This is a genomic window from Pseudomonas sp. UBT, assembly GCF_050915955.1.
Lineage (GTDB): Bacteria > Pseudomonadota > Gammaproteobacteria > Pseudomonadales > Pseudomonadaceae > Aquipseudomonas > Aquipseudomonas antarctica_A.
Genome location: NZ_CP168082.1, coordinates 60704 through 82990, shown reverse-complemented (window position 1 = coordinate 82990; position 22287 = coordinate 60704). Strand labels below are relative to the sequence as shown.

Below are 22287 nucleotides of genomic sequence, written 5' to 3'. Positions count from 1 at the left end.
GAAAAGATACGCATCGCGGTACCTCGTTAAATCAAACATGCCAACTGAGTTCGAACAGCGTGCCGCCGTTTTCCATGCGCCGGCAGGTCACGGCGCCGCCATGGGCGAGGGCGATGGCGCGTACCACCGCAAGGCCCAGGCCGCTGCCGCCTTGGGCGCGTGAACGGGAGTTTTCGCCGCGTTGGAAGGCTTCGAACAAATGCGTCGCGAAGCGTTCGTCGATACCGGGGCCGTCATCGCGCACACGCAGGTAGTTGAAGCCGTCGCGGGTACTCAGGTGCACGATCACGTTTCCGGGTGTCGCATGCCGCCGGATATTGTCCAAAAGAGCCAGCAGCGCCTGACGGATTCTTGCGGGGTCGCAGCGCATCGTGCGGCGTTGCAGGTCCAGTTGCAGGACAAAACCGACAGCGGTGAGGCTGGGTTCGAACAGCCGCACATCGTCCTCAATGCCCGTGGCCAGGTCGGCTTCCTGCAGGTTGAGCTCCAGGTAGCCACTGTCGGCCAAGCCGACCACCCGCAAGTCCTCGATCAAGCGTGTCAGGCCCTCTACCTGGCCCAGCAAGCTGTAGAACTGCGCGGTGTCCGGTTCGAACACGCCTTCGGCCAAGCCTTGCAGGCGCCCACGCAAGATGGTCAGCGGTGTGCGCAGCTCATGGGCAATTGCGGCATTCCAGAACGCCTGTTCCTGCGCCATACGCTGCAAACGTTTAGCCATGCTGTTGAAATCGTCCACCAGGATGGCCGCTTCGCCGATTGACTGGTCACCGGCAACCGCTTGTACATCCAGGTCGCCGTCGGCCAGTTTGCGCAGGTTCTCGGCCACGGAGTTCAACGGCATCAGAATTCGTCGAGACAGCTTCAAGGCCACAATCGAGCCCACTGCCAGGCTCACGCACGTGGTCAAACCCATCCACACCCATTCAACGTTGGCGGGCAGCCACTCATCCACTTCTTCGTCCGTGAGCGGCCAGTACGTCCATAGCAACGCATAGAAAATATAGGAGCCGATCACCGCCAGGGCGATCACGCACAACACCACGGCGGACATGGACAGGATGATCTGGCGGCTCAGGCCATTGAGCCCCTTCACGCGACACTCCCAAACCGGTAGCCAACCCCTCGGATACAGGTGGGTACGCCTTGTAACCCGAGGTCTTCGAGCTTGCGGCGCAATTTGCTGATATGGCTGTCGACCGTCCGCTCCAGGCTGTCACTTTCCGGTGAACACTGGGCCAGCAGTTCGGCGCGGCTGAACACTCTTTTCGGCGCCTTGGCCAGTTGGGCCAGCAACCTGAACTCAGTCACCGTCAATGCCAGCGGCACTCTGCGGCCGGCGAGGGTCACCGTGACTTCATAGCTTTCAAGATCAATTTCAAACGCGTCCACCCGCAGCACTGTGGGGCTGGCGCGGTAGTGGTAATCGATGGAACGTCTGAGTACAGCCTGGGTGCGCGCGACGACTTCGGCCGGGTTGAACGGTTTGACGATGTAGTCGTCGGCCCCGATGCGCAGGCCCATCAGCTTGTCCATATCCTGATCCTGCGCCGTCAGCATGATCACCGGCGTATGGCCGCGATGGCGCACTTCGGCAAGCACCTGCCAGCCATCCACGTGAGGCATCAGCACATCCAGCAGCACCAGGTCCGGCTTGAGCGCCAGGTGCATTTCCAGGGCCTGTCGGCCGTCACGTGCGTGTGCGGTGCGAAAGCCACTGCGTTTGAGATAGGCAATCAGGATGTCGGCAATTTCAGGTTCATCTTCGGCAATCAGCACGAGTGCCTGGGTTTCTCTGGCGCTCTCCGGACGGGGCATCGGTGCTACGGGAAAATCAGTCATGGTCTGCTCGGTGAATACGCTGCGAGCCTTTGCGTCCGTGTGCTCGCGCTTATCTGCCTTGTCGTGGCTGCCGGTCCATGGCCACGTTGCCAAGTAGTGATCATAGCGTCTGGGTGAGGGTGCCCAGCAGCTGTTTCTCCTGGTAAGCCTGCGCGACAGGGCGCTACGGCGATCGCAATTGTGCGTAATCAACATGCACTTTCATGGGAGGTTTTGTGGAGAAACGATGGAGACGGGCAATAATTTTGCCCGCCGTGCTCATCACCGCCGTTTTTGCCATCCAGTGCCTGCGAGTGAGTCCAGGACCTGTAGCGATTTGGATCAGGATTTATGGAAGTGGCAGCGATAGCGGTGGATTGACGATCAATACGTAAAAGTCCAGTATGGAATTATAAGTACAAATACAGGGTTCACTTCTCCCTTTCTTCGCGCTTGCCAAACCAACAACAACTTGCGAGACAACGATCATGAAGAAACGCACGCTGATTACCGGCCTGGCCCTGAGCCTGATTGCCTCAAGCCACTTGCTGGCCGCCGAGAAAACCCTGCGCATCGGCATCGAGGCGGCGTACCCACCGTTCGCCTCCAAGACCCAGGACGGCAAAATCGTCGGGTTCGACTACGACATCGGCAACGCGTTGTGTGCGCAAATGAAGGTCAAGTGCGTGTGGGTAGAGGGTGAGTTCGACGGTCTGATTCCTTCCCTCAAAGTGAAGAAAATCGACATGGCCCTGTCGTCCATGACCATCAACGAAGACCGCAAGAAATCGGTGGATTTCACCCACAAGTATTACTTTACGTCCTCGCGCCTGGTGATGAAGGAAGGTGCAGCCGTGGACGACCAGTACGCCAGCCTCAAGGGCAAGACCATCGGCGTGCAACGCGCCACGACCACCGACCGCTACGCCACCGAGGTGTTCGAGCCCAAGGGCATCAACGTCAAGCGCTACAGTAATAACGAAGAAATCTACATGGACCTGGCGTCAGGTCGCCTGGATGCGATCTTTGCCGACACCATCCCCCTGAGTGACTTCCTGGCGATGCCACGCGGCAAGGGCTACGCCTTTGTCGGCCCCGAACTCAAGGACCCGAAATACGTGGGCGAGGGCGCCGGGATCGCGGTGCGCAAGGGCAATACGGCATTGGTCAGTAAGTTGAACACGGCCATCGACGGCATCCGTGCCAATGGCGAGTACCAGAAGATTTCACAGCAGTACTTCAAGTCGGATATCTACGGCGACTGACTGCGAATACGGCTCTGAACACCACCGTTGATCGGTGGTGTTGCGAAGATGATCTGCTCAGCCCTTCAATTCCTTGAGGTGCTTGTAGACGGTCGCCCGTCCCATTCCCAGCACATTCGCCACATAGTTCGACGCACTCTTGCCCTTGAACGCGCCTTCGGCATGCAACGCCAGCACCAGCTCACGTTTATGGTCACGGGTCAGCAGATTCAGGCTCAACTGGCGCTCGCGCATCCACGCATGCAAGAAGGTGTTGATCCGTTCCTGCCAGTCATCGCGAAACAATGAGTCCGGTTGCGGGATCAGCTTGCTCGGCGACAGGAACAGGTCCAGTGCCGCCTTGGCATTTTCGAACAGCGAGATATTCAGGTTGATGCACAGCACCGCCAACCGGCGACCTTTGTGGTCGTGGAGCACGGTGCTCAGGCTGCGAATTTTCTGGCCGTCCCAATTGAGCTTTTCGTACGGACCGATATTCACTTCGCGGATGTCATCGCTGAGCATGTCCTCCAGCGCCGAGTCGTCGCCGATGGCCCGTTTCGACAGGTTATTGGCGATGTAGTCGACTTTTTGCGTGCGCAAATCATGCAGCACCACTTCGGCGTGGGGGAAGAACAACGTGGCGATCGCATCGGCAATCGCCCGGAAGTTCTGGACAACCTTTTCGTGTTCAGCGGTGTTCATCAATGCGGCTCCAGGCGGACGGGCGAGAGCATACCAGCGTCCAGGCCGAACCGCGTCAGTTGCTCCGGCAGCGGCGCGCCGCGCACCAGGGCCGCACTGGCCTGGCCCATGGCGGGTGAGGTCTGGATGCCATAGCCGCCTTGCGCCGCGACCCAGAACAGCCCCGGCACGTGCGGGTCGAAGCCCGAGAGCAAATCACCGTCGTGCACAAAACTGCGCAGCCCGGCCCAGGTCCGGGTCGGGCGGCGGATGGTCAGCGTGGTGGCTTCTTCGATCTGGTAAATGCCCATGGCGATGTCCAGCTCTTCGGGCTGCACATCCTGCGGCTCGACGGGGTCGGCGTTGGCCGGTGAGCCCAGGAACATGCCGGCGTCGGGTTTCATGTAGAAGGCTTCGTCGAGGGCCACCAGCATCGGCCACTGATGGGTGTCCACGCCTTCGGGCCCGGCGAAGATAAACGCCGAGCGACGCTTGGGCTGCAAGCCGATGGAGGCCGCGCCGGCCAGCCCGCCGATATGGTCGGCCCAGGCCCCGGCGGCGTTGATGATGATGGGCGTGGTGTACGTCGCATCCTGGGTGCGCACCTGCCACAGGCCCTCGGCGTCACGACTCAGCCCCAGCACGTGGCTGTCGGTGCGTACTTCGCTGTTGTTACGGCGGATGCCGCGCAAATAACCCTGGTGCAGGGCGTCGGTGTCGATGTCGCTGGCCGTCGGGTCGAAGATGGCACCGTGGACTTTTTCGCGACGCAGGATCGGCAACCGCGCGCAGGCTTCGTCGGCAGTCAGGCGCTGCACCTGCGACACCGTGGCTTTGGCACTTTGGTATTGGCTTTCCAGTTCCGCCGGGTCGCCGCTGAAATCCACAGTCATTTCACCGCGCGGCGTGAGCAATGGATGCTCACAGAAGCCCGCCGGCGGGTTATCAAAAAACGTGCGGCTGGCCAGGGTCAACGCGCGCACTTGCGGCGTGCCATAAGCGGCGGTGTAGAGCGCCGCCGAACGCCCGGTGGCGTGGTAGGCCGGGTGATTTTCACGCTCCAGCACCAGCACTTTTCCGTGCTGCGACAGCCAGAAACCCGTGGAAGCGCCCGCAATGCCGCCGCCGATGATGATGAAGTCTGCATGGCTCATGAATATCTCCTGAAAAAGGGGTTAGCGCTGGATTTGATACAACGCATTGGCCAGTGCGACGTCTTCCAGGCCCAACCCGATCGAGCGGAAAAACACACTGCGGTCGTAGTTCGGGCGCTGCGCCATGTCGCTGAGCAATTCGGGCAGGTCACCGACGACGGCACGCTTGTCCCACCCATGTTGTTCGCCGGCGATCAGCATTTCGCCGGCCGCGCCCGGGGTGGTCTGGCGGTAGTCGCAGAACACCTGCATGTCGTTGAGGCAGTGCGGCGGTACTTCATGGGCGCGTGGGGCGTTGGTGCTGATGGAGGTAATCAGCGCCGGTTTGCTCAGGCGCGAGGGGTCCATCACCGGGCCTGCCGACGAGGTGCAGAGCAGAATCACGTCCGCGTCTTCCAGCGCAGCCTCGCAGGTGCTGGCAAGGGTCAGGCGTGGGTCCAGGCCGGTGAGATGGGCCAGGGTATCGGCGCTGGCGCGGCGCAAGCGCGGTGAATACAGGCTGATGTGCTGCCAGTCGCGCAGGTTCTGCACATAGCGCAGGTGCGCCTGGGCGACCTTGCCACTGCCTATAATCGCCAGGCGTCGGGCTGCCGCGGGCGCCAGGGCGTCCACCGCCAATGCGGTCGTGGCGGCCGTGCGTTCGGTGGTCAGCTCGGCCGCATCACACAGCAACAGCGGCTGGCCGGTGTGCATCGACATCAACAATGTCCATGCCGTCACCAGCGGCCCTTGGTCGCGCACGATGTAGGGCGACGTCTTTACCCCGTACACCCCGTCTTCGGCCAGCACACCCAAATAGTTGATGAAATCGCCGGCCCCTCGCGGGAACTCCACGCATTGCTGCGCCGGCTGCACCGCCTGCCCGGCGGCCAGGTCGCGGAACAGCTTGCGCAGCACCCGGGGCACGTCCACCTTGGCGAGTAGTTCGCGCGCTTGGGCTTGGTCAATCACTTGAGGCGTGCTGGACATGACTATCTCCGCAGATAAACTAATTTGTCCATTATGGACTTTTAGTTCTGGCGGGCAATATCCAGGCGAAAAAAAGCTGGCGGCTGAGGGTTATTTCGCAAGCCACACGCTGACACACAACCCGCGCTGCTCCTCGGCGTCGGTAGATGACAGTTGCACCTGCGCCCCGGTGCGATCGGCGATCGCCTTGACGATCGACAAACCCAAGCCGGAACCGGCCTCGTCGGTGCCCAGGCTGCGATAGAACGGGTCAAACACCCGCGCCTGTTCCTCGATTGAAATACCGGGCCCCGAGTCTTTGATTTGCAGTTGAATGGTGTCAGCCATCACCGCCACCGACAGGTCAATACGCCCACCCGGCGGGGTGTAGCGAATGGCGTTATCCACCAGGTTTTTCACCAGCGTGAACAGGTCCATCGCGTTGAACATCACCTGCACGTCCTGAGTGCTTTCAACACCGATATCGATCTGTTTGCGCTCGGCCAACGGCAATAGGTCTTCCAGCACCTGGCGATACACGGCATGCACCGACAGCGGCGTTTGTACGCGCTCCGACGCCGACTGCGCCGCCGCCAGGCTCAGCAGTTGATCGATCAATGTGCGGCCGCGTTGAATGCCGCGTGACAGCGGCTCAAAACGCTCCCGGCTCATGGGCGACAGGTCAGTGGCGGCCAGCCGGTCGGCTTGCAGGGCCAGGGCGGTCATCGGCGAGCGCAGTTCGTGAGCGGCATCGGCGACAAAGCGCCGCTGGCTGTCCATCGACTGTTCAACACGGGCCAGCAAACGATTGATCGCCACCACAAACGGGCGCACTTCGTTGGGCAGGTGTTGTTCTTCAATGGGGTGCAGTTCCTGCTCGGCGCGCTGGTCGATCTCGGCGGCGAGCACACCAATCGGGCGAAACAACTTGCGCACCAGATCGCCAACCACCAACAGCAGCACCGGAAACAAGATCAGGAACGGCAACAAACTGCGCCAGGCGCTTTCGCGGGCGTCCTTGTCGCGGGCATCGGATTCCTGGGCCACGGCAATGCGTTCGCCACGTGCCGTGGTGTGCACCAGCACGCGAAAGTTTTCACCGCTCACCTCAACGGTGGACAGCCCGTCAGCGAGGTCTGTGGGGAAGGGCAAGGGCAAGGCTTCATCGTTGGTGCCCGTGGCGTGCCGGCCGTCACCCAGGTGTTGAATGATCACCCGGGATTCCTCGTCATCGCCATCAATGGCCGGGCCTTGTGGGTAGTGCAGGGTCATCTGCTGGCGGTCATACAGCATCGCGACCTGGCGTAAGGTGTCGTCCTGCTGTTCGTGGGTTTCGTCGAAGGCCGAGACAAAGGCAAACACGCTGGCCACCAGCGCCACCAGCAAAATGGCCAGGGACAGGGTGACCGACAGCCGCAGTTGGACCGATTCACTCAAACGCTTTTTGAAACCATCCATCCCATGCCCCTGACATTCTTGATCACATGACTGCCCAACTTGCGCCGCAAGGCGTGAATCAGGAACTCGATGGCGTTGCTTTCGACCTCATTGCCCCAGCCATACAGACGGTCTTCCAACTCACTGCGCGAGAGGATTGCTCCTGGGCGAATCAGCAGGGCTTGCAGCAGCGCAAATTCGCGACTGGAAAGGGCGACGTTGCGATGCGCGTCGGTGCTGGCTTGCTTGGTGAGCAGGTCCAGCGACACGCTGCCATTGTCCAGCAACGGCAGAGCGTTCCCGCCTTTGCGGCGCAACACCGCACGGATACGCGCGAGCAATTCCGAGATGTCGAACGGTTTGAGCAGATAGTCATCGGCGCCACTGTCGAGGCCGCGCAGGCGGTCATCGAGACTGTCACGGGCGGTAATGATCAGCAGCGGCACTGGGTTGTTGCGCCCACGGATGCTGTCCAGCACATCGAGGCCGTCCTTGCCGGGCAGGCCCAGGTCCAGCAGCACCAGGTCGTAAGGTTGGGTGTCGAGTGCGGCGAGGCCGGTGAGGCCGTTCTTGACCCAGTCGGCGGCATAGCTCGCATCGCTGAGCGCGCGTTGGATGGCATCGCCAATCATCGGGTCGTCTTCGACCAGCAGTATCCGCATGTCGCCTCCGCAGCCAAAGCAAACGCGGTGAAAGGATCACCGCGTCTGTATTGAAGCATGATTGTCTGATGTCAGCCTTTCATCGCATCGAAGGTCTTGAGCAAGTCCTCCATCGAGGCGGTGCAGTCGGCCTGGTTCGGGTTGCCATCACGCAGGGCCGAAAGCGCACGGTCTATGGCTTTGTCCAGCACGTGCCAGTCGTTCGCGGCCCGAGGTTTGATCCCGGCCTCGGCGGCATCCCAGCTGGTTTCCAGGTCTTTGATGCGGGCTTTGGCACCGGCCAGGTCGTGCTTGGCGACGAGCGCCGACACGTCCGCCGCGATGGCGCGGAATTCGGACAGGTCGCCCAGTTTTGACGCATGGGGTTGGCTGCTCGTGACGGTGGCGCCGCCGGCGGTGTCTTGGGGTTTGTCGGCAGGTTTGGAGCAGCCGGTGGCAATGCCCAGCATAAAGATCGCTGAAACAATGGCGGCGTGGCGGATCATGTTTTGAACGCGCATGAGGGTTTCCTAGAGGTGAGTCGTTATTGGGGGGATGACTTTGCGGTTGCTGACACTGATTTGCGCGACGGCCACCAGCAGGACAATGACGCAGAGGAACAGCGCGCTGGTCCAACTGGCGCCCATGCCCAGGCCGCCATAGGTCTTGGCTTGGGTCAGCAGGTCGCCGAGGGAGGCGCCGAAAGGTCGGGTGAGGATGTAGGCGACCCAGAAGGTCAGCACGCTGTTGACGCCCACGCGCCAGGCCACCATGGCCACGGCGATCAAACCGGCGAAAATCACCGCGCCGAGCGTGAAGCCCAGGCCCAGCGCTTCGGTGGCCAGGTCACCGGCGGCGGTGCCCAGGGCAAACGTGCAGAGCACCGTCGTCCAGTAAAACCACTCACGCCGTGGCGTGACGATGTCGCGGATCGACAGGCTGCGCTCGGTGCGATACCAAACCACAAAGTTAAGCGCGAGCAGGCCCGCAAAAATCGCTGTGCTGAGGTACAGGCTGACGTCGAGTTTATCGGTGAGGATATCGGTGATCTGTGTGCCGACGATGCTCACCAGCACCACGGTGAGCCAGTAAATCCAGGGCGTGTAGGCCTTGGTGCGCATCTGCCCGAACAGCGCGATGGCCAACAGCGCAGCCATGCCGAGGCTGGTCCAGCCGGCGCCGAAGCCGGCATTGACGGCGAGGTAATCCGCGCCGGTTTCGCCCACGGTCGTGGACAATATCTTGATCACCCAGAATGACAGCGTCACCTCGGGTACTTTGTTCAGCCAACGGGCTGCTGTGGCATTCATGGGGTTACCTCTCCTTGACTGCGCGGTGGTGGGCGCAGGGGAGAAGGTAGGCCCCGAAACTTAGCTGAGACTGAGGGGCGAAGCTTTTTTCAACACATGGGCCATACCGAGCGTGGTGAGGTGAACCCCGCTGCCGATGGGAGGCGCTTGCAGGCCTGAACTGCGAACCAGAATGGCGGGGCCTGGCTCGGCGTCATCGGGTTGCAACACCACAGTCAGCGTGCACGTATTGCCGCCGAACTCGCGTTCGGTCACCACCCCTCGACAGCCGGAAACGTCGGTGGTACTCAACTGCAATTGCTCCGGTCGCAGCATGATTCGCGCCGTGGTGGAGTGGGTCTTGCTGTCGACCTGCACGCGCCCCAGGCCGCAATGCGCCCAGCCCGCTTCGATCCTGGCGGGCATGACCACGGCCTCGCCGAGAAACAATGCGGTCTGCTCATCGACGGGGTACTGGTACAGGTCCATCGGGTGACCGGACTGCACCAGGCGACCCTGGCGCATCACCGCCAACTGATCGGCGAACGACAGCGCCTCGCTTTGATCGTGAGTCACCAGAATCGTGGTAATGCCCGCGTCGCTCAGCAGCCGCGCGACCATCTTGCGCATGGCCGAGCGCAAGCCGGTGTCCAGCGCGGAAAACGGTTCATCGAGCAACATCAGCCGTGGTTGTTGCGCCAAGGCCCGGGCCAGCGCCACCCGTTGCTGCTGGCCGCCGGAGAGTTCATGGGGCCAACGCCCGGCCATGCTGGCGTCGAGGGCTACGCTGTCCATCAGTTCGGCGATACGCGTGTGGCGAGCCTCGCCCTTGGTGGCCAGGCCGAAGCCGATATTGTCGGCCACGGTCATGTGCGGGAACAGCGCGCCGTCCTGCGGCACATACCCGATCTGGCGCTGGTGGGCGGGCACGGCGTGAGTGGCGTCGACCAATGTCTGGCCGTTCAGCGTGAGGCTGCCGGTGTCGGGGAATTCAAAGCCTGCAATCATGCGCAGCAAAGTGGTCTTGCCGGAGCCCGAAGGCCCGACGATCACCGTGCGGCTCCCCGTGGGCACCGATAAGGTGACGTCTGCCAGGGCGCGCTGGGTGCCGAAAGATTTGCAGATGGCGTGGAGTTCGAGGGCGTTCATCGGCCTGCCGTGCGTTTGGATTGATGGTAGAGAAGGCCGGTGAACGGCAGTGACAACAGGATCATGATCAGCGCGTAAGGCGCGGCGGCGGCGTAGTCGATCTCGCTGGTCATCGCCCAGAAGCCGGTCGCCAGGGTGCGGGTGCCGTTGGGCGCCAGCAACAGGGTGGCGGTTAGTTCATTGGTGATCGCCAGGAACACCAGCGCCGCCCCCGCAGCGGCGGCCGGTGCGGCCAGGCGCAGGGTGATCAGCCATAACGCGCGGCCCGGCGAGCGACCGAGGCTGCGGGCCATGTTTTCCAGCTCCACCGGGGCCTGGGCGATACCCGCGCGCAAACTCACCAGCGCGCGTGGCAAGAACATCAGCAGGTAGGCGAGCAGCACGGTAATCGTGGTCTGGTAAATCGGCCGGGCGAAGTGGATGGTCACCGTGACCAGTGCCAGCGCGACTACGATCCCGGGCAACGAGCTGGTGATGTAGTTGCAGCTTTCCAGGATGCGCTGCAAGCGCCCCGGCGCCCGAATCGACAGCCAGGCAATCGGCACCGCCGCGCAGGTGGTCAATACCGCACCGGCTATCCCCAGCAGCACGGTTTGCTCCAGCGCCGGCAACAGTTCGCTGAACTGCCAGACCTCACGGCCACCGGCGATCAACCACTTGCCCAAGGTGATCAGTGGGATACCCAGGGCCAGTGCACAGGTCATGCCTTGCAAGCCGAGGGCGAGCAGGGTGGTGCGGGTGCTCAGGGTCACGATGCGCTGGTCCCGGGCGCTGCCGGAGCCGACCCGCGCATAGCGGGCATGGCCGCGTGCAGCGGACTCCGCGCTCAGCATCGCCAGGCAGCACAGCGCCAACACGGCCGCCAGCATATTGGCTGCCGGGCCATTAAAGGTGGATTTGAACTGATCGAAGATCGCAGTGGTGAACGTGTCAAAGCGAATCATCGCGTACAGGCCGTATTCGGCCAGCAGGTGCAGGCCCACCAACAGGGCACCGCCGCAGATTGCCAGGCGTAACTGCGGCAATACCACCCGCACAAACACGGCCCAGGGCTTGAGGCCCAGGGACTCGGCCACGTCTTCAATGGCCGGGTCAAGCCGGCGTAATGTCGCCGCCACCGGCAAGTACAGAAACGGGAAGTAGGCAATCACCGACACCAGCACACCGGCCGGCAAGCCATGAATCGACGGCACCAGGCTGACCCAGGCGTAGCTGTGCACAAATGCCGGCACCGCCAGCGGCGCCACCGCCAACAGTGACCAGACGCGTCGCCCCGGCAGGTTGGTGCGTTCGGTCAGCCATGCCAGCGCAATGCCCAGCACCACGCATAACGGCAGGGTGAACACCACCAACAGCACGGTGTTGAACAACAATTCGCCGACGCGCGGGCGCCACACCAGCGCCTCAATTTGCGCCCAGCCAATTTGCCAGGACACGCCGATCACAAACGCAATCGGCAACAGCGCCAACAGCGAAACCAATACTGACAAACTGGTGACCCACGTGCCCCCACGGCCTCTGAACAGGCCTTGGGTGCGTCGTTGTGGTGGCGCAGGTATCGCGTGGGCGATACCTGGCACTGGGGCTTGAGGCAACAATCAGAGCAGTCCGGCCTGGGTCATCAGCTCGACAGCCTTTTTGCTGTTGAGCTTGGACGCGTCAACCTTCGGTGCGTCCAGTTGCGCCAACGGCACCAGCTTGGGGTTCGATTGGGCGTTCTGGCCCACGGCGTACTCGAAGGCGTTGCCGTCTTTCAAGATCGCTTGGCCGTCTTTGCCGGTAATCCACTTCAAGAAGGCTTGGGCCTCGTCTTTATGTTTGCTGGAGGCCAAAACACCGCCACCGGAAATGCTCACAAAAGCGCCCGGGTCCTGGTGCTTGAAGTAGTGCAATTGGGTGTCCTTGCTGTTTTCGCCGGTCTTGGATTGGTCGACGAAACTGTAGTAGTGGTAAATCACGCCGCTGTCGACCTGGCCTGCGTTGACGGCCTTGAGCACCGCGCTGTTACCCCGGTAAATGCTCGCATTGGTTTTCATCGCCTTGAGCCAGTCGAGGGTGGCGGCTTCGCCCTTCAATTCCAGCACAGCGGCAACGATGGCCTGGAAGTCGGCACCGGCCGGGGAGGCGGCCCAGCGGCCTTTCCAGCTTGGCGAGGCAAGGTCCAGCAGGGATTTCGGCAGGTCGGCTTCTTTCAATTTGCTTGGGTTGTACACAAATACCGTGGAGCGCGCGGCAATGCCCAACCACTTGCCGTGGGCCGGGCGGTAGGCGGCGTCCACTTGTTCCAGGGTGGCTGGCGCCACCGGCGCGAATAGTCCGGCGTTGTCCACCAGCACCATGGCCGGGGAGTTCTCGGTGAGGAACACGTCAGCCGGGGAGGCCGCGCCTTCCTGCACGATCTGGTTGCCCATCTCGGTGTCGTCGCCGTTGCGTATGGTCACCGGAATCCCGGTTTCCTGGGTGAACCCTTCAACCCAGGCCTTGGTGAGGCTTTCGTGCTGGGCGTTGTACACCACGATGCCCACGGAGTCGGCGGCATACACAGACCCGGCGCCGAGCAGTGCGGTGGCGAGCAGGGCTTTAGTGAAGAAAGAAGGTAGACGGGAAGCCATACGCTGAACGCTCCGGTTTTTATGAATGCACGGGAAACCCGTGAGAGGTCGATTGAGACTGGACCAATAGGAATCATTTGCATGTTTGCGCGCGGCGAATGTAGAGCCAGAAATGAGAAAAATACGTCAAATAAACGGTAAATAAACGTGATGAGCGTTATCAAATGACGCAAATCAACTGTGGGAGCTGGCTTGCCTGCGATGGCGGCGGGTCAGTTGGCGGATTTTTCACTGATGTATCGCTATCGCAGGCAAGCCAGCTCCCACAGGGCCTAACTGAGTTTAGGCGGGAAGAGGCGCGGGGTTCAGGCACTCGATGGAGCGATCCACGGTGGTCTTGGCAAGCTCCAGCAAATGCCACACCGCCAGAATCTTCGCCCGCTCGGGACTCGTCAGCAGTTCACTGCAATTGAGCGCCGTGGCAGACGCGCTGTCGAGCACACTGGCGGTGTAGAGCAGGGCATCTTCGAAGCTCAGGTCTTCGATTTGAACACCTTGGGTGGGCAGGTAATGCTCGATGGCGCGATTGAAGGCGGCGCGGTCTTTGGTGGAATGGCGGGGTGGATCGGGGACGGTTTTTTTCATTGTGTAACTCCACATGATTGGAGCTGACACCCACCGCGACTAAACGAGGGTGGCGGCTGTACGCAGGTTAGTCGACCGGTCACATGGAAAACCGGCGCACCCGAAGGTGCCCTACGCACAGCCACCATAAAACTTCATGGAGGACCATGCGCCATGTAAGACCCGAGCGACTAAACCCGATCACTGATGAGCAGTGACGGACCGCAGACTAGTCATCGATTCCAACAGGCACAAGGCGGCAGGGATTGTCTAGGAAACGTCCTGCAATTTAAAGAGACACGCCTTGCTGGCCCTTTACAAACCATGACCAAATGCCACTAACCCGACCCCTAAAATAGGGCAGCAGGCTTGCCTGTGATTGCCATTGATATCCACACATCGTGGGCTCTACACCGAACCCCAAGGCCCTAAAACCGTGGCGGTAAGTGGCTTTTTTGTAGGCGCTGCTTCCCCGCGATGTAGGCAACTTCCCAAATGTTGCTCGGCCTTCCCGGGTTTGTGTCCAGGGCGTATTCGCTTGCTTATATTCCGACGCCATCTTCATTGCATCCAGGGATGTGAGGCATGGCGCAGGGCTATATCAATGAGCGCACGACGGACTACCACAGCTTGAAATCCCGGTTGATGGACGGCGCCCTGAGTCGACCGCGCTCCGATCATTTCGACGTGTTGAACCGGCACCTGCGCCCTGGGCTGGTGACGCCGGGGCAGTTGGTAATTGTGCCCGATACCTACAGCGTGAGCTGTTCGAGGGAGGAGGCCTGGCTGATGCGCCAGGCCGAGGTGATTCGTCGGGAGCTGGACGCTGGCGCCGGAACCCAAGTGGTCAACAACTACGACCTGCTGCAAAGCTTTCTGGGGTATGGCTCGTTGGGCGTGGGCAGCGCGACATCGGCGTGGGCGCGGCACCTGGACGAAGTGGCGCATACGCTGGAGGAGATTGAGCGGCTGCATCAGCGTCTTAAAAGCGGTGGCTTGGATCGTAAGGCGTTTTTACGCCAGCGTAAGGCTTTGTTCGGCCTGCTGGACGCCCAATTGCAAGGCGCGGCGCGATTTGGCACCGGGTTACAGGGCAATCAGGCGTTGAAGAAGGTGTTGGGCATTTCAACCAAAAGCTATCTGCATAAGGGCGAGATCGCCGGGTATGCGCAGCGGACGCGGGACATTGCGCAGATGTCGAAGTGGTTGGGGAAGGGGACCTATGTGGGGTTGGGACTGGACGTGGGCGTGACAGGGTTGGAGATCAAGGAGGCGTGTGTGCAGGGGCGGGAGGCGCAGTGTCGGCGGGCGAAGTATGTGGAGACGGGGAAGTTGGTGGGCGGCGTGGCGGGGGCTCATTGGGGAGGGAAGCTGGGCGCGCAATTAGCCCGTCGCGGCTGTGAGGTTTTTTTGGGCGTCGTGGCTAAAGGAAACGGTGCGCTGGCCTGCGCAGTGATCGGCGGCGCTGCGGGAGGGTATGCAGGAGGTGACTTCTTGGGCTCTGGCGGTGCATTTCTGAGCGGGCAAATCGAACAGATCGACGGTGATTTGATCTTTCAGCCAGAGGGCACTTAAGCATGGATTTTCAACTCATCCTGGCAATCTTTTTATTTGCTGGGGCGCTGGTTGGCTCAGGGCTCACTTTATATGCTGAATGCACAAAGCTCGACGCGCTGGAAAGCTGCTTCAGCGAGAACAAGCTGGTCTGCGACAACAAACGGTTTTGGGGCAGAAATAAGCATATCGACAGGTTTCATCGCATGCTCGTGATCACTGAACTGTTGGGAATGCCTAAAATGCACGTCAAAAGAGGGAATGTGACCGAGGCTGAACTGGCGTCCGTCCCCTTGTCCCTCAGGCGTTGGGCGTTGTGGCCGTTTAATTTTGGGATGGCATGGATTGCTGGCTGTATCCTCTGGACTGTCTTGTACGGCTGGTAGCCTACGGTTATTGCTCGACAAATCAGCCCCTATCGCGAGCCGGCTGCCCTGTTCAATCGCCTCTCCACCCGACACCCAGGCACTGCATCAACGCTTATAACCTCGCTGGCAGTGTTGCTGAGTGCGCTGCCGTAGGCGTTCGGGTATAACGCCGGTTCTGAATTGTACCCACGGCGGGGTATGGCGAGAGTGGCGGGCTTGCGGTTTCGCAGGTGCTTACGCGCTACACGACGTCCGTGGTCTATCTTTGGTTCGAACGTCGGCGTCGAAAGGCATTACCCGACTCAGCAGGTATTTCAGGTTGAACACAGCCGTGGGACCCCGTATGGCAATGGACTTCAGGCACAGCCTGACGAAACGGATCGTGATTGTGTTTGCGCTGATGAGCGCCTTCGTGGCGGGCGTGTTTGCAGCGGGCATTATCGCCACCGTGCATGTGGTCGAATACAAACTCACCAGCGCCGACCTCGGCAGCGGGTTGAACCGCCTGTTGCGCCAGGATGACACGGCCAGCTGGAGCCACCGCCCGGGCAAAGGCGAATTGTTTTTCGCCCAGGGTGAGCAGGGTGACCTGGCGCTCGACCCGTTGCTGACCGAGCTGGCGCCGGGTTTCCAGGAGGTCGACTATCAGGGGCGGGCCTACTACGCGGTGTCTCAGGTGGTCGATGGGCGCCAATACGTGCTGATGCGCAACCAGGAAAGCTTTAAGCAACGTGAGCGTGTGCTGTTCGGCGCGGTGGCGGTGGGTTTTATCCTGAGCATTCTGTTGGCGGTCCTGCTGGGCCGCTTGTTGGCGCGCCGCGTGATGGCGCCGGTGGTACGCCTGGCGCGGCAAGTGCGTCATCGCGACCAGTTGCTGGATGTAGCCCCGCCGTTGCATCCGGATTACGCCGTGGATGAAGTGGGGGAGTTGGCCCTGTCCTTCGACAAGACCCTGGGGCGCCTGCGCGATGCGTTGAGCCGGGAAAAACTGTTCACCAGTGACGTCAGCCACGAGCTGCGCACACCGCTGATGGTCTTGGCCAGCTCCTGCGAATTGTTGCTCGGTGACCCTTCGCTGGATCAACGTTCGGTGGCCCAGGTGGGCCGGATTGCGCGTGCCACCGATGAGATGCGGCAACTGGTGGACACCTTCCTGATGCTGGCGCGGGCCTCGGGTGCCCAGGGCCATGGCGCTCAAGCAACGTTGAAGGACGTGGCGGATGGCCTGGTGGAAATCTGGGGGCGAATGATTCGCGAAAAAGGCCTCGAGTTCATTTATGAAAGCGAACACACCTCACCCGTGGAGTACAACCTGACGCTGTTGCAGTCGGTTATGGGCAACCTGCTGCGTAATGCCTGGCACTACACCGACAGCGGCTTTATTCGACTGACCTTGAGCGAGCACGGTTTTCGTGTGGAGGACAGCGGCATTGGCATTCCCGATCACAAGCGCGAGGCGATGTTCCAGCCCTTTGTCAGAGGTGAACACAGCCGGGGAGAAGGGCTGGGGCTTGGCCTGTCGTTGGTGCAGCGTATTTGCAGCACCCAGCAGTGGCGGGTTGAACTCACCACCAGGCAACCGAATGGGTGTTGTTTTTCGGTTGACCTGACGGCGAGTTGAACGCCTTTTTCAGCGCATGTGCAGAATAATCGGACTGCTGCTGGCCGGGTCGGTATGCCCGCGCAGCTTGCCGACCGCCTGTGCGTCGACCGCGCCACCGTGGTTGCCCCACGTGCTGCGCACGTAGGTCAACACCTGAGCGATTTCCGGGTCGGACAGTTGTTCACGAAACGCCGGCATGCGGTAGGCGTCCGGTACACCGGCGGCGACCACGCGTTGCGAGCCGTTGAGGGTGATATTGATCGCCGAGGCGCTTTCCTTTGCCAGTGCCGAGGTGGCGCCGGCCAAGGGAGGCATCCACTCGGGTTGGCCCTTGCCGTCGAGGCCATGGCAGGACGCGCAGCGGGTCGCGTAGGTGTGGGCACCGGGGATGTCCGGGCGCGCGTCGGCGGCCACGGCCTGGTACTGCCAGGCCGTGCCGTCACGCTGCGGGTCGCCGGGCAGTGACTTGAGGTAACGCGCGATCGCGGCCAGGTCCTCATCGGCCATGAACTGCGTGGAGTTGTTGAACGCTTCGGTCATCGAGCCGTAGACCACCGCATGTTTGTTGCGCCCGACCTTGAGGAACTGCACGATTTCAGGCTCGCTCCAACGGCCCAATCCGGTGTTGGGGTCCTGGCGCAGGCTCGGCGCGTACCAGCCGTCGAGCAACGCGCCGGCGAGGTACGGCGCGCCGGACTCGTCCAGCGCCTTCTCGTTGAAGGCCAGGCCGCGTGGCGTGTGGCAACTGCCGCAGTGGCCCGGGCCCTGGACGATATACGCGCCACGGTTCCACAGCGCATCCTCGCCGGGTTTGGCGGCGTAGGTGGCGTTCGGCGCGAACACCCCGTTCCACAGCGCGATGGGCCAGCGCAGGTTGAGCGGCCAGGGAATGTCGCTAGGGATGTTGGGCTGCTTGGCCGGTTCTATGCCTTTCATGAAAAACGCGTACAGCGCGCGCATGTCATCATCGCTGAGCTTGGCATAAGACGGGTACGGCATGGCCGGGTAGAGCCGTCGGCCGCCCGGCGCAACACCGTGGCGCACCGCCCGGTCGAAGTCGGCTGCGGTGTAGGCGCCGATACCGGTTTCGCGGTCCGGGGTGATGTTGGTGGCGTGAATGGCGCCCAGCGGGGTGGCCATCTCCAGGCCGCCGGCGAACGGCGCCTTGCCCGGCAGGCTGTGGCAGGCCACGCAGTCGCTGAGGCGGGCAACGTACTCGCCACGGCTGACCAGGGCCGGGTCGAAGCTGGTAATTTGTTCGTGTTCGAGCGGTGAGGCGGGCTGGCGGGTGACGTACCACGCCAGCAGTGCGGCTATGACCGCGCAGGCCAGCGCCAGCCAGCCTGCGGTTGCAGCCAATCGTCGGTTGTTCATGGGCGTTCCCTGTCGGTTAGCTGAAGGTGTATCGGCTCAATGGCAAGCTGCGGATACGCTGGCCGGTCAGGTGCGCCACCGCATTGGCCACGGCTGGCGCCACTGCGGGTAACGGCGGTTCACCGATGCCGCCCATCTTTTCGCCACTCTCGACAATCCGTACATGCACCTGCGCCATACGCGAAGCCGGCAGGATCGGGTACAGGTCGTAGTTGCGCGCCCGTGGTTTGCCATCCACGTACACCGCTTCCTCCAGCAACGTTTGAGATAAGCCCAAGGCCACGGCGCCATTGACCTGCGCCTCGACGATTGCCGGGTTGACGATGCTGCCCGGGTCAATGGCTTCCCAGATATGGTGCACCTTGACCTGGCCGCTTTCGATCGACACTTCGGCGATCACCGCCGCGTGCGAGCCGAACGGCGAGGCCATGGCCACGCCCCGTGCCCGACGCGTGCCGTCCTCGGCCGTGTAGGGGCCACGTTTCCAGCCACCGGACAAATCGCCCGCCGCTTGCAGCAGGGTGGTCAGCCGCTTGTTGTCGCGCAGCAGGTGCAGGCGCAGCTCGTAGGGGTCGTGGCCGCCTTTGTCGGCCAGTTCGTCGAGGAACGCTTCGTAGAAAAAGTCATTCAGCGAATTGCCCACCGAACGCCAGTAGCCGAGCATGGCCGGGCCCTTGACGTAGATCTGCGCGATGCGTTTGTTGGGGATGGCGTAGGACTTGCCCGACAACCCTTCGAGCGCCGTGGGGTCGAGTTTTTCGCCCTGTTTGCCGGCGATGGCTTCGGAGGGGCCTTCGGTGGCGCTGACCGCCTCAATGGCCACTGGCAAACCTTTGTCGTCCAGCGCAGCGCGGAACTTGACCACAGCGACCGGGCGCAACACGTCGCGCAGGAACTCTTCTTCGCGGCTCCAGATCAGTTTGATCGGGCGGCCTACCGCTTTGGCCAAGGCGATGGCCTGCGGGTAGGGGTTGGCCGAGTCATACAGGAAATGCCGGCCAAAAAAACCGCCCAGCAGCGGCGAGTGCAGGGTGATTTGTTCAATGGAGAGCCCGGTGCGCTTGGCCATGTCGGCGCGGAACATATCCGGTGCCTGGTTGGGCAACCACACCTCCAGCGAGCCGTCGGGGTTGAAACGCGCCAGGGCTGAAGGGGGCTCCAGCTGAGCGTGGTTGAGGTATTGGTTGTGGTAGGTCGCTTCAATTTTGGTCTTGGCGTTGGCCAGCGCGCCGGCCACATCGCCTTCGTTCTCGTCGTCACGGGCCGGGCCCTGTTGGGCGGCGAGGAAGTCGCGGTACTTGTCGCTGGAGAAGTCCGCGGGCATCGCGCGCACGGTCGAACCGGCAGCCGCTTCCAGCCATTCCACCTGGATCGCCTCCACCGCCCGCTTGGCATGCCACCAGCGTTCGGCAACGACCGCCACTGCACCTGGCAGTTGGTGAACCGAGTGCACGCCTTTCATGGCCTCGACCTGTGTCTGGTTGCGCAGGCTGCCGACGGTCATGCCCAGGCGTGGCGCGTGCTGGACGGCGGCGTGGAGCATGCCGTCTACCTTGAGGTCGATGCTGTATTGCGCCTTGCCGGTGGATTTGTCGTAGGCATCCAGACGTTTCACCGGCTTGCCGATCCAGCGGAACTGGCTGGGGTCGCGCAGTGTAATCGTGGCCGGGTCGGGCACCGGCATGTCCAGGGCACGACCGGCCAACTCACCGTAACCCAGCGAGCGGCCGGAAGCAGCGTGTACGACGCGGCCGGGCTGTGTGGTCAGTTGGGCCACGGGCACGCCCAATTGCTCGGCACCGGCCTGCAGCAACATGGCGCGGGCCAGGGCGCCGAGGCGGCGCATGGTCGGGTAGCTCATGCGGATGGACATGCTGCCACCGGTGATGCGCATACCGTTTTCCATCACCACATAGGCTTCGCCGGGCGGTGCGGCCTCGACCACGAAGGTGGCGGGGTCGGCATCCAGTTCTTCGCCGACGATCTGCGCCATGGCGGTGTGGGTGCCTTGGCCGCCTTCCATGAAGGGGCTGAGCAGGCGCACGCTGCCGTCCGGGCGAATCTCGAGAAATGCCGGCACCTGGGTCCCGCGTTCTGCCGGGCCGGCCGTGGCGGCGTAAGCCCTGGACGCGCCCAGTGGCAGGCCGAAACCTATGACCAGCGCACCGACGGCGGTGCTGGCCAGAAAACGCCGGCGCGACAGATTGACCGGTTCGCCCAATGGCGCATCGAGTATTTCGTTGCGCGTATTCATCAGGCGCTCTCCGTCCTGGCAGGTTGGGCGGCCAGGTCGTGCACGGCCGTGCGGATGGCGTTGTAGGTGCCACAGCGGCACAGGTTGATCATGGCGGCTTCAATCTGCGCATCAGTGGGCGCAGGGGTGTGCTTGAGCAGCGCGGTAGCGGCCATCACCTGACCGGATTGGCAGTAACCGCATTGCGCCACCTGGTGCTCGACCCAGGCCGCGACCACGCGCTTGCCCACGTCATCGGTTTCAATCGACTCGATGGTAGTGACCTCGCGGCCGACCACTGCGGCCACCGGCGTGACGCAGGAACGCACGACATTACCGTCCACCAGTACCGAGCAGGCGCCACATTGGGCCAGGCCGCAGCCGTACTTGGTGCCGGTCATCCCCAGGTCATCGCGGATCACCCATAGCAACGGCGTGTCGGCGTCGGCATCGACCTCATAGGCTTTTTGGTTGATACGTAATTGCATGGTTCACCTGCTGATCATCGGTTGATGTGGCTTTTCTTATAAGTTGCCCATCGTTGCACTCTAGACCACGGTGCAAGGCCTATCTATCCCGTTATCGATAACTCGCAGGATCAGGCAAGTATTCAAGAGGATTGCACGCTTAATGACGTTCCCCCAGCCTGTAGGCCTTTGCTGATCCAAGCCTGCGTGCCGCACTTTTTTTCATTCTCCTGATCTATTCCTGTCACGACCACGCTCATTCAGCGCGTGGACAGCAGCCAGACCCGGTGCCGATGGATCCAACGTTTATAGCTTTTATCAGCCGATGGCCGCTGCTGTTTGCAGCGGTGTTTATATTCAGTTCGACCGGTTGCAGCCAGCAACAGGGGCGCGATATCGCCAGGCAGTTCAGCGATGGCAAACCCGATGAATTCTTTCAAACCAGTGTCGATCGCATGGCAACCCTGAGCATGCGTGACAACCTGCAAAGCCTGTATCTGCTGATGAACAAGCTCTACCTGCGCAACCCCAACCAGTGGCGTCAATCGGGCTACCCGGACGCGGTGACTGCTGCGCGGGCAATCCGCCAGGCCATCGAGAGCCGTCAGTCACTGCCTGCCTTGGGGGACCGCCATGACCTGGCCGCTTTGAGCTATTCATTGGGCCCGGAATTTCGCGGCGATCGCGTCGGGGCGTTCATCTATGCGATCGGCAGCATGCTGGTGACGGCTCACGGCGGTCGCACCCAGTTTTATATGACTGACTCGATCAACCCGCAATTTGTCAGCAACGCCGCGCGCAATATCGAGAAAGCCACCTGGCTGCTCAGCCAGCGTCAGGATGCCAACGGCGTCTTGCTGCTGTTTTCCAATGAACTATCAGAGGAGGGCAGCAACCTCAGTTTTGCCGTTGAGTTTGGCAAGGTGGTGGCGCGTCTGGACCTGCTCGCCCAGATGCTCGATGAGCGTTACCGACGTGTCGCGCTCAATTACGCGCAGAGCCTGCTGCTGATGAACTTCCTGCCGGTGCAGTGACGCGTGGCTGGATCAGGCAGTGCGGTGTTTCCCTTTCCCATGTAGGAAACGGCCTATGTTAGGCCCCTGCGCTTGAAACACACCCTGGGTCGGCAATAGCCTCGGACTTTTCTT

The 22287-nt window shown here is 61.8% G+C and carries 21 protein-coding genes; 5 read left to right on the top strand and 16 right to left on the bottom strand.

Annotation, left to right across the window (positions count from 1 at the left end; all coding sequences use genetic code 11):
* Nucleotides 1-31 precede the first annotated feature (31 nt).
* Nucleotides 32-1093 (bottom strand): ATP-binding protein, encoded by a 1062-nt coding sequence (locus tag ACDZ94_RS27375; RefSeq protein WP_221294417.1) that lies wholly within the window; start codon nt 1091-1093, stop codon nt 32-34.
* Nucleotides 1090-1839: a response regulator gene (locus ACDZ94_RS27370; protein ID WP_064454907.1), complete on the bottom strand. Its 750-nt coding sequence runs from the start codon at nt 1837-1839 to the stop codon at nt 1090-1092. Before ACDZ94_RS27370 ends, ACDZ94_RS27375 begins: the two co-directional genes overlap by 4 nt.
* Nucleotides 1840-2306: 467 nt before the next feature.
* Between ACDZ94_RS27370 and ACDZ94_RS27365 the strand changes: the two genes are divergently transcribed.
* Nucleotides 2307-3083, top strand: a complete 777-nt coding sequence (locus ACDZ94_RS27365; protein WP_432751871.1) for an ABC transporter substrate-binding protein — start codon at nt 2307-2309, stop codon at nt 3081-3083.
* 57 nt (nt 3084-3140) lie between these two features.
* Here the strand turns inward: ACDZ94_RS27365 and ACDZ94_RS27360 are convergent, their stop codons facing one another.
* The 11 genes from ACDZ94_RS27360 to ACDZ94_RS27310 all read right to left on the bottom strand — a co-directional run bounded on the left by ACDZ94_RS27360 (nt 3141) and on the right by ACDZ94_RS27310 (nt 13561).
* Nucleotides 3141-3767 (bottom strand): helix-turn-helix transcriptional regulator, encoded by a 627-nt coding sequence (locus ACDZ94_RS27360; RefSeq protein WP_064451822.1) that lies wholly within the window; start codon nt 3765-3767, stop codon nt 3141-3143.
* On the bottom strand, nt 3767-4900 hold the full coding sequence (locus ACDZ94_RS27355) for an NAD(P)/FAD-dependent oxidoreductase (protein ID WP_064451823.1): 1134 nt from the start codon (nt 4898-4900) through the stop codon (nt 3767-3769). Before ACDZ94_RS27355 ends, ACDZ94_RS27360 begins: the two co-directional genes overlap by 1 nt.
* A gap of 21 nt (nt 4901-4921) precedes the next feature.
* Entirely contained in the window at nt 4922-5869 is a 948-nt protein-coding gene (locus tag ACDZ94_RS27350) for an ornithine cyclodeaminase family protein (protein ID WP_432751930.1), read from the bottom strand.
* Nucleotides 5870-5959: 90 nt separating this feature from the next.
* The gene (locus ACDZ94_RS27345) at nt 5960-7306 is read right to left on the bottom strand and encodes an ATP-binding protein (RefSeq protein WP_432751929.1); all 1347 of its coding nucleotides are present in this window, start codon (nt 7304-7306) and stop codon (nt 5960-5962) included.
* Nucleotides 7282-7947: a response regulator transcription factor gene (locus tag ACDZ94_RS27340; protein WP_053255526.1), complete on the bottom strand. Its 666-nt coding sequence runs from the start codon at nt 7945-7947 to the stop codon at nt 7282-7284. Before ACDZ94_RS27340 ends, ACDZ94_RS27345 begins: the two co-directional genes overlap by 25 nt.
* Before the next feature lie 71 nt (nt 7948-8018).
* Entirely contained in the window at nt 8019-8447 is a 429-nt protein-coding gene (locus ACDZ94_RS27335) for a hypothetical protein (RefSeq protein WP_407017212.1), read from the bottom strand.
* A gap of 9 nt (nt 8448-8456) precedes the next feature.
* A complete protein-coding gene (locus ACDZ94_RS27330) occupies nt 8457-9236 on the bottom strand; it encodes a COG4705 family protein (RefSeq protein WP_432751928.1) in 780 nt (259 codons plus the stop codon).
* A 60-nt stretch (nt 9237-9296) separates the two neighbouring features.
* A complete protein-coding gene (locus tag ACDZ94_RS27325; protein WP_064451829.1) occupies nt 9297-10364 on the bottom strand; it encodes an ABC transporter ATP-binding protein in 1068 nt (355 codons plus the stop codon).
* Nucleotides 10361-11935, bottom strand: a complete 1575-nt coding sequence (locus ACDZ94_RS27320) for an ABC transporter permease (RefSeq protein ID WP_432751931.1) — start codon at nt 11933-11935, stop codon at nt 10361-10363. The genes ACDZ94_RS27325 and ACDZ94_RS27320 overlap by 4 nt, the downstream gene beginning before the upstream one ends.
* A gap of 27 nt (nt 11936-11962) precedes the next feature.
* Nucleotides 11963-12976, bottom strand: coding sequence for an iron ABC transporter substrate-binding protein (locus ACDZ94_RS27315; protein WP_064451831.1), 1014 nt, complete (start codon nt 12974-12976; stop codon nt 11963-11965).
* Nucleotides 12977-13258: 282 nt separating this feature from the next.
* Nucleotides 13259-13561, bottom strand: coding sequence for a DUF6124 family protein (locus ACDZ94_RS27310; RefSeq protein ID WP_432751927.1), 303 nt, complete (start codon nt 13559-13561; stop codon nt 13259-13261).
* Between the two features lie 564 nt (nt 13562-14125).
* On the opposite strand from ACDZ94_RS27310, the gene ACDZ94_RS27305 reads away from it, so the two are divergent.
* From ACDZ94_RS27305 to ACDZ94_RS27295, 3 genes are all read left to right on the top strand, one after another.
* Nucleotides 14126-15115 carry a hypothetical protein gene (locus tag ACDZ94_RS27305; protein ID WP_432751926.1) on the top strand — a complete coding sequence of 330 codons (990 nt, stop codon included), beginning with the start codon at nt 14126-14128 and terminating at the stop codon, nt 15113-15115.
* Between the two features lie 2 nt (nt 15116-15117).
* A complete protein-coding gene (locus tag ACDZ94_RS27300; protein ID WP_128590436.1) occupies nt 15118-15480 on the top strand; it encodes a hypothetical protein in 363 nt (120 codons plus the stop codon).
* 331 nt (nt 15481-15811) lie between these two features.
* Entirely contained in the window at nt 15812-17083 is a 1272-nt protein-coding gene (locus tag ACDZ94_RS27295) for a sensor histidine kinase (protein ID WP_262667545.1), read from the top strand.
* 9 nt (nt 17084-17092) lie between these two features.
* Here the strand turns inward: ACDZ94_RS27295 and ACDZ94_RS27290 are convergent, their stop codons facing one another.
* The 3 genes from ACDZ94_RS27290 to ACDZ94_RS27280 are packed head-to-tail and all read right to left on the bottom strand — an operon-like array spanning nt 17093 to nt 21160.
* Nucleotides 17093-18439 (bottom strand): c-type cytochrome, encoded by a 1347-nt coding sequence (locus ACDZ94_RS27290; RefSeq protein WP_432751925.1) that lies wholly within the window; start codon nt 18437-18439, stop codon nt 17093-17095.
* Between the two features lie 16 nt (nt 18440-18455).
* Entirely contained in the window at nt 18456-20693 is a 2238-nt protein-coding gene (locus ACDZ94_RS27285; RefSeq protein WP_432751924.1) for a molybdopterin cofactor-binding domain-containing protein, read from the bottom strand.
* A complete protein-coding gene (locus ACDZ94_RS27280; RefSeq protein ID WP_064451838.1) occupies nt 20693-21160 on the bottom strand; it encodes a (2Fe-2S)-binding protein in 468 nt (155 codons plus the stop codon). The genes ACDZ94_RS27285 and ACDZ94_RS27280 overlap by 1 nt, the downstream gene beginning before the upstream one ends.
* Before the next feature lie 272 nt (nt 21161-21432).
* Between ACDZ94_RS27280 and ACDZ94_RS27275 the strand changes: the two genes are divergently transcribed.
* Nucleotides 21433-22173 (top strand): hypothetical protein, encoded by a 741-nt coding sequence (locus ACDZ94_RS27275; protein ID WP_064451839.1) that lies wholly within the window; start codon nt 21433-21435, stop codon nt 22171-22173.
* Nucleotides 22174-22287: the final 114 nt, after the last annotated feature.

Excerpts from the sequence above, each read along its gene's own strand:
- ACDZ94_RS27370 (WP_064454907.1), bottom strand. The coding sequence starts at position 1,839 with ATGACTGATTTTCCCGTAGCACCGATGCCCCGTCCGGAGAGCGCCAGA.
- ACDZ94_RS27365 (WP_432751871.1), top strand. The coding sequence starts at position 2,307 with ATGAAGAAACGCACGCTGATTACCGGCCTGGCCCTGAGCCTGATTGCC.
- ACDZ94_RS27360 (WP_064451822.1), bottom strand. The coding sequence starts at position 3,767 with ATGAACACCGCTGAACACGAAAAGGTTGTCCAGAACTTCCGGGCGATT.
- ACDZ94_RS27355 (WP_064451823.1), bottom strand. The coding sequence starts at position 4,900 with ATGAGCCATGCAGACTTCATCATCATCGGCGGCGGCATTGCGGGCGCT.
- ACDZ94_RS27350 (WP_432751930.1), bottom strand. The coding sequence starts at position 5,869 with ATGTCCAGCACGCCTCAAGTGATTGACCAAGCCCAAGCGCGCGAACTA.
- ACDZ94_RS27345 (WP_432751929.1), bottom strand. The coding sequence starts at position 7,306 with ATGGATGGTTTCAAAAAGCGTTTGAGTGAATCGGTCCAACTGCGGCTG.
- ACDZ94_RS27340 (WP_053255526.1), bottom strand. The coding sequence starts at position 7,947 with ATGCGGATACTGCTGGTCGAAGACGACCCGATGATTGGCGATGCCATC.
- ACDZ94_RS27335 (WP_407017212.1), bottom strand. The coding sequence starts at position 8,447 with ATGCGCGTTCAAAACATGATCCGCCACGCCGCCATTGTTTCAGCGATC.
- ACDZ94_RS27330 (WP_432751928.1), bottom strand. The coding sequence starts at position 9,236 with ATGAATGCCACAGCAGCCCGTTGGCTGAACAAAGTACCCGAGGTGACG.
- ACDZ94_RS27325 (WP_064451829.1), bottom strand. The coding sequence starts at position 10,364 with ATGAACGCCCTCGAACTCCACGCCATCTGCAAATCTTTCGGCACCCAG.
- ACDZ94_RS27315 (WP_064451831.1), bottom strand. The coding sequence starts at position 12,976 with ATGGCTTCCCGTCTACCTTCTTTCTTCACTAAAGCCCTGCTCGCCACC.
- ACDZ94_RS27310 (WP_432751927.1), bottom strand. The coding sequence starts at position 13,561 with ATGAAAAAAACCGTCCCCGATCCACCCCGCCATTCCACCAAAGACCGC.
- ACDZ94_RS27305 (WP_432751926.1), top strand. The coding sequence starts at position 14,126 with ATGGCGCAGGGCTATATCAATGAGCGCACGACGGACTACCACAGCTTG.
- ACDZ94_RS27300 (WP_128590436.1), top strand. The coding sequence starts at position 15,118 with ATGGATTTTCAACTCATCCTGGCAATCTTTTTATTTGCTGGGGCGCTG.
- ACDZ94_RS27295 (WP_262667545.1), top strand. The coding sequence starts at position 15,812 with ATGGACTTCAGGCACAGCCTGACGAAACGGATCGTGATTGTGTTTGCG.
- ACDZ94_RS27290 (WP_432751925.1), bottom strand. The coding sequence starts at position 18,439 with ATGAACAACCGACGATTGGCTGCAACCGCAGGCTGGCTGGCGCTGGCC.
- ACDZ94_RS27285 (WP_432751924.1), bottom strand. The coding sequence starts at position 20,693 with ATGAATACGCGCAACGAAATACTCGATGCGCCATTGGGCGAACCGGTC.
- ACDZ94_RS27280 (WP_064451838.1), bottom strand. The coding sequence starts at position 21,160 with ATGCAATTACGTATCAACCAAAAAGCCTATGAGGTCGATGCCGACGCC.
- ACDZ94_RS27275 (WP_064451839.1), top strand. The coding sequence starts at position 21,433 with ATGGATCCAACGTTTATAGCTTTTATCAGCCGATGGCCGCTGCTGTTT.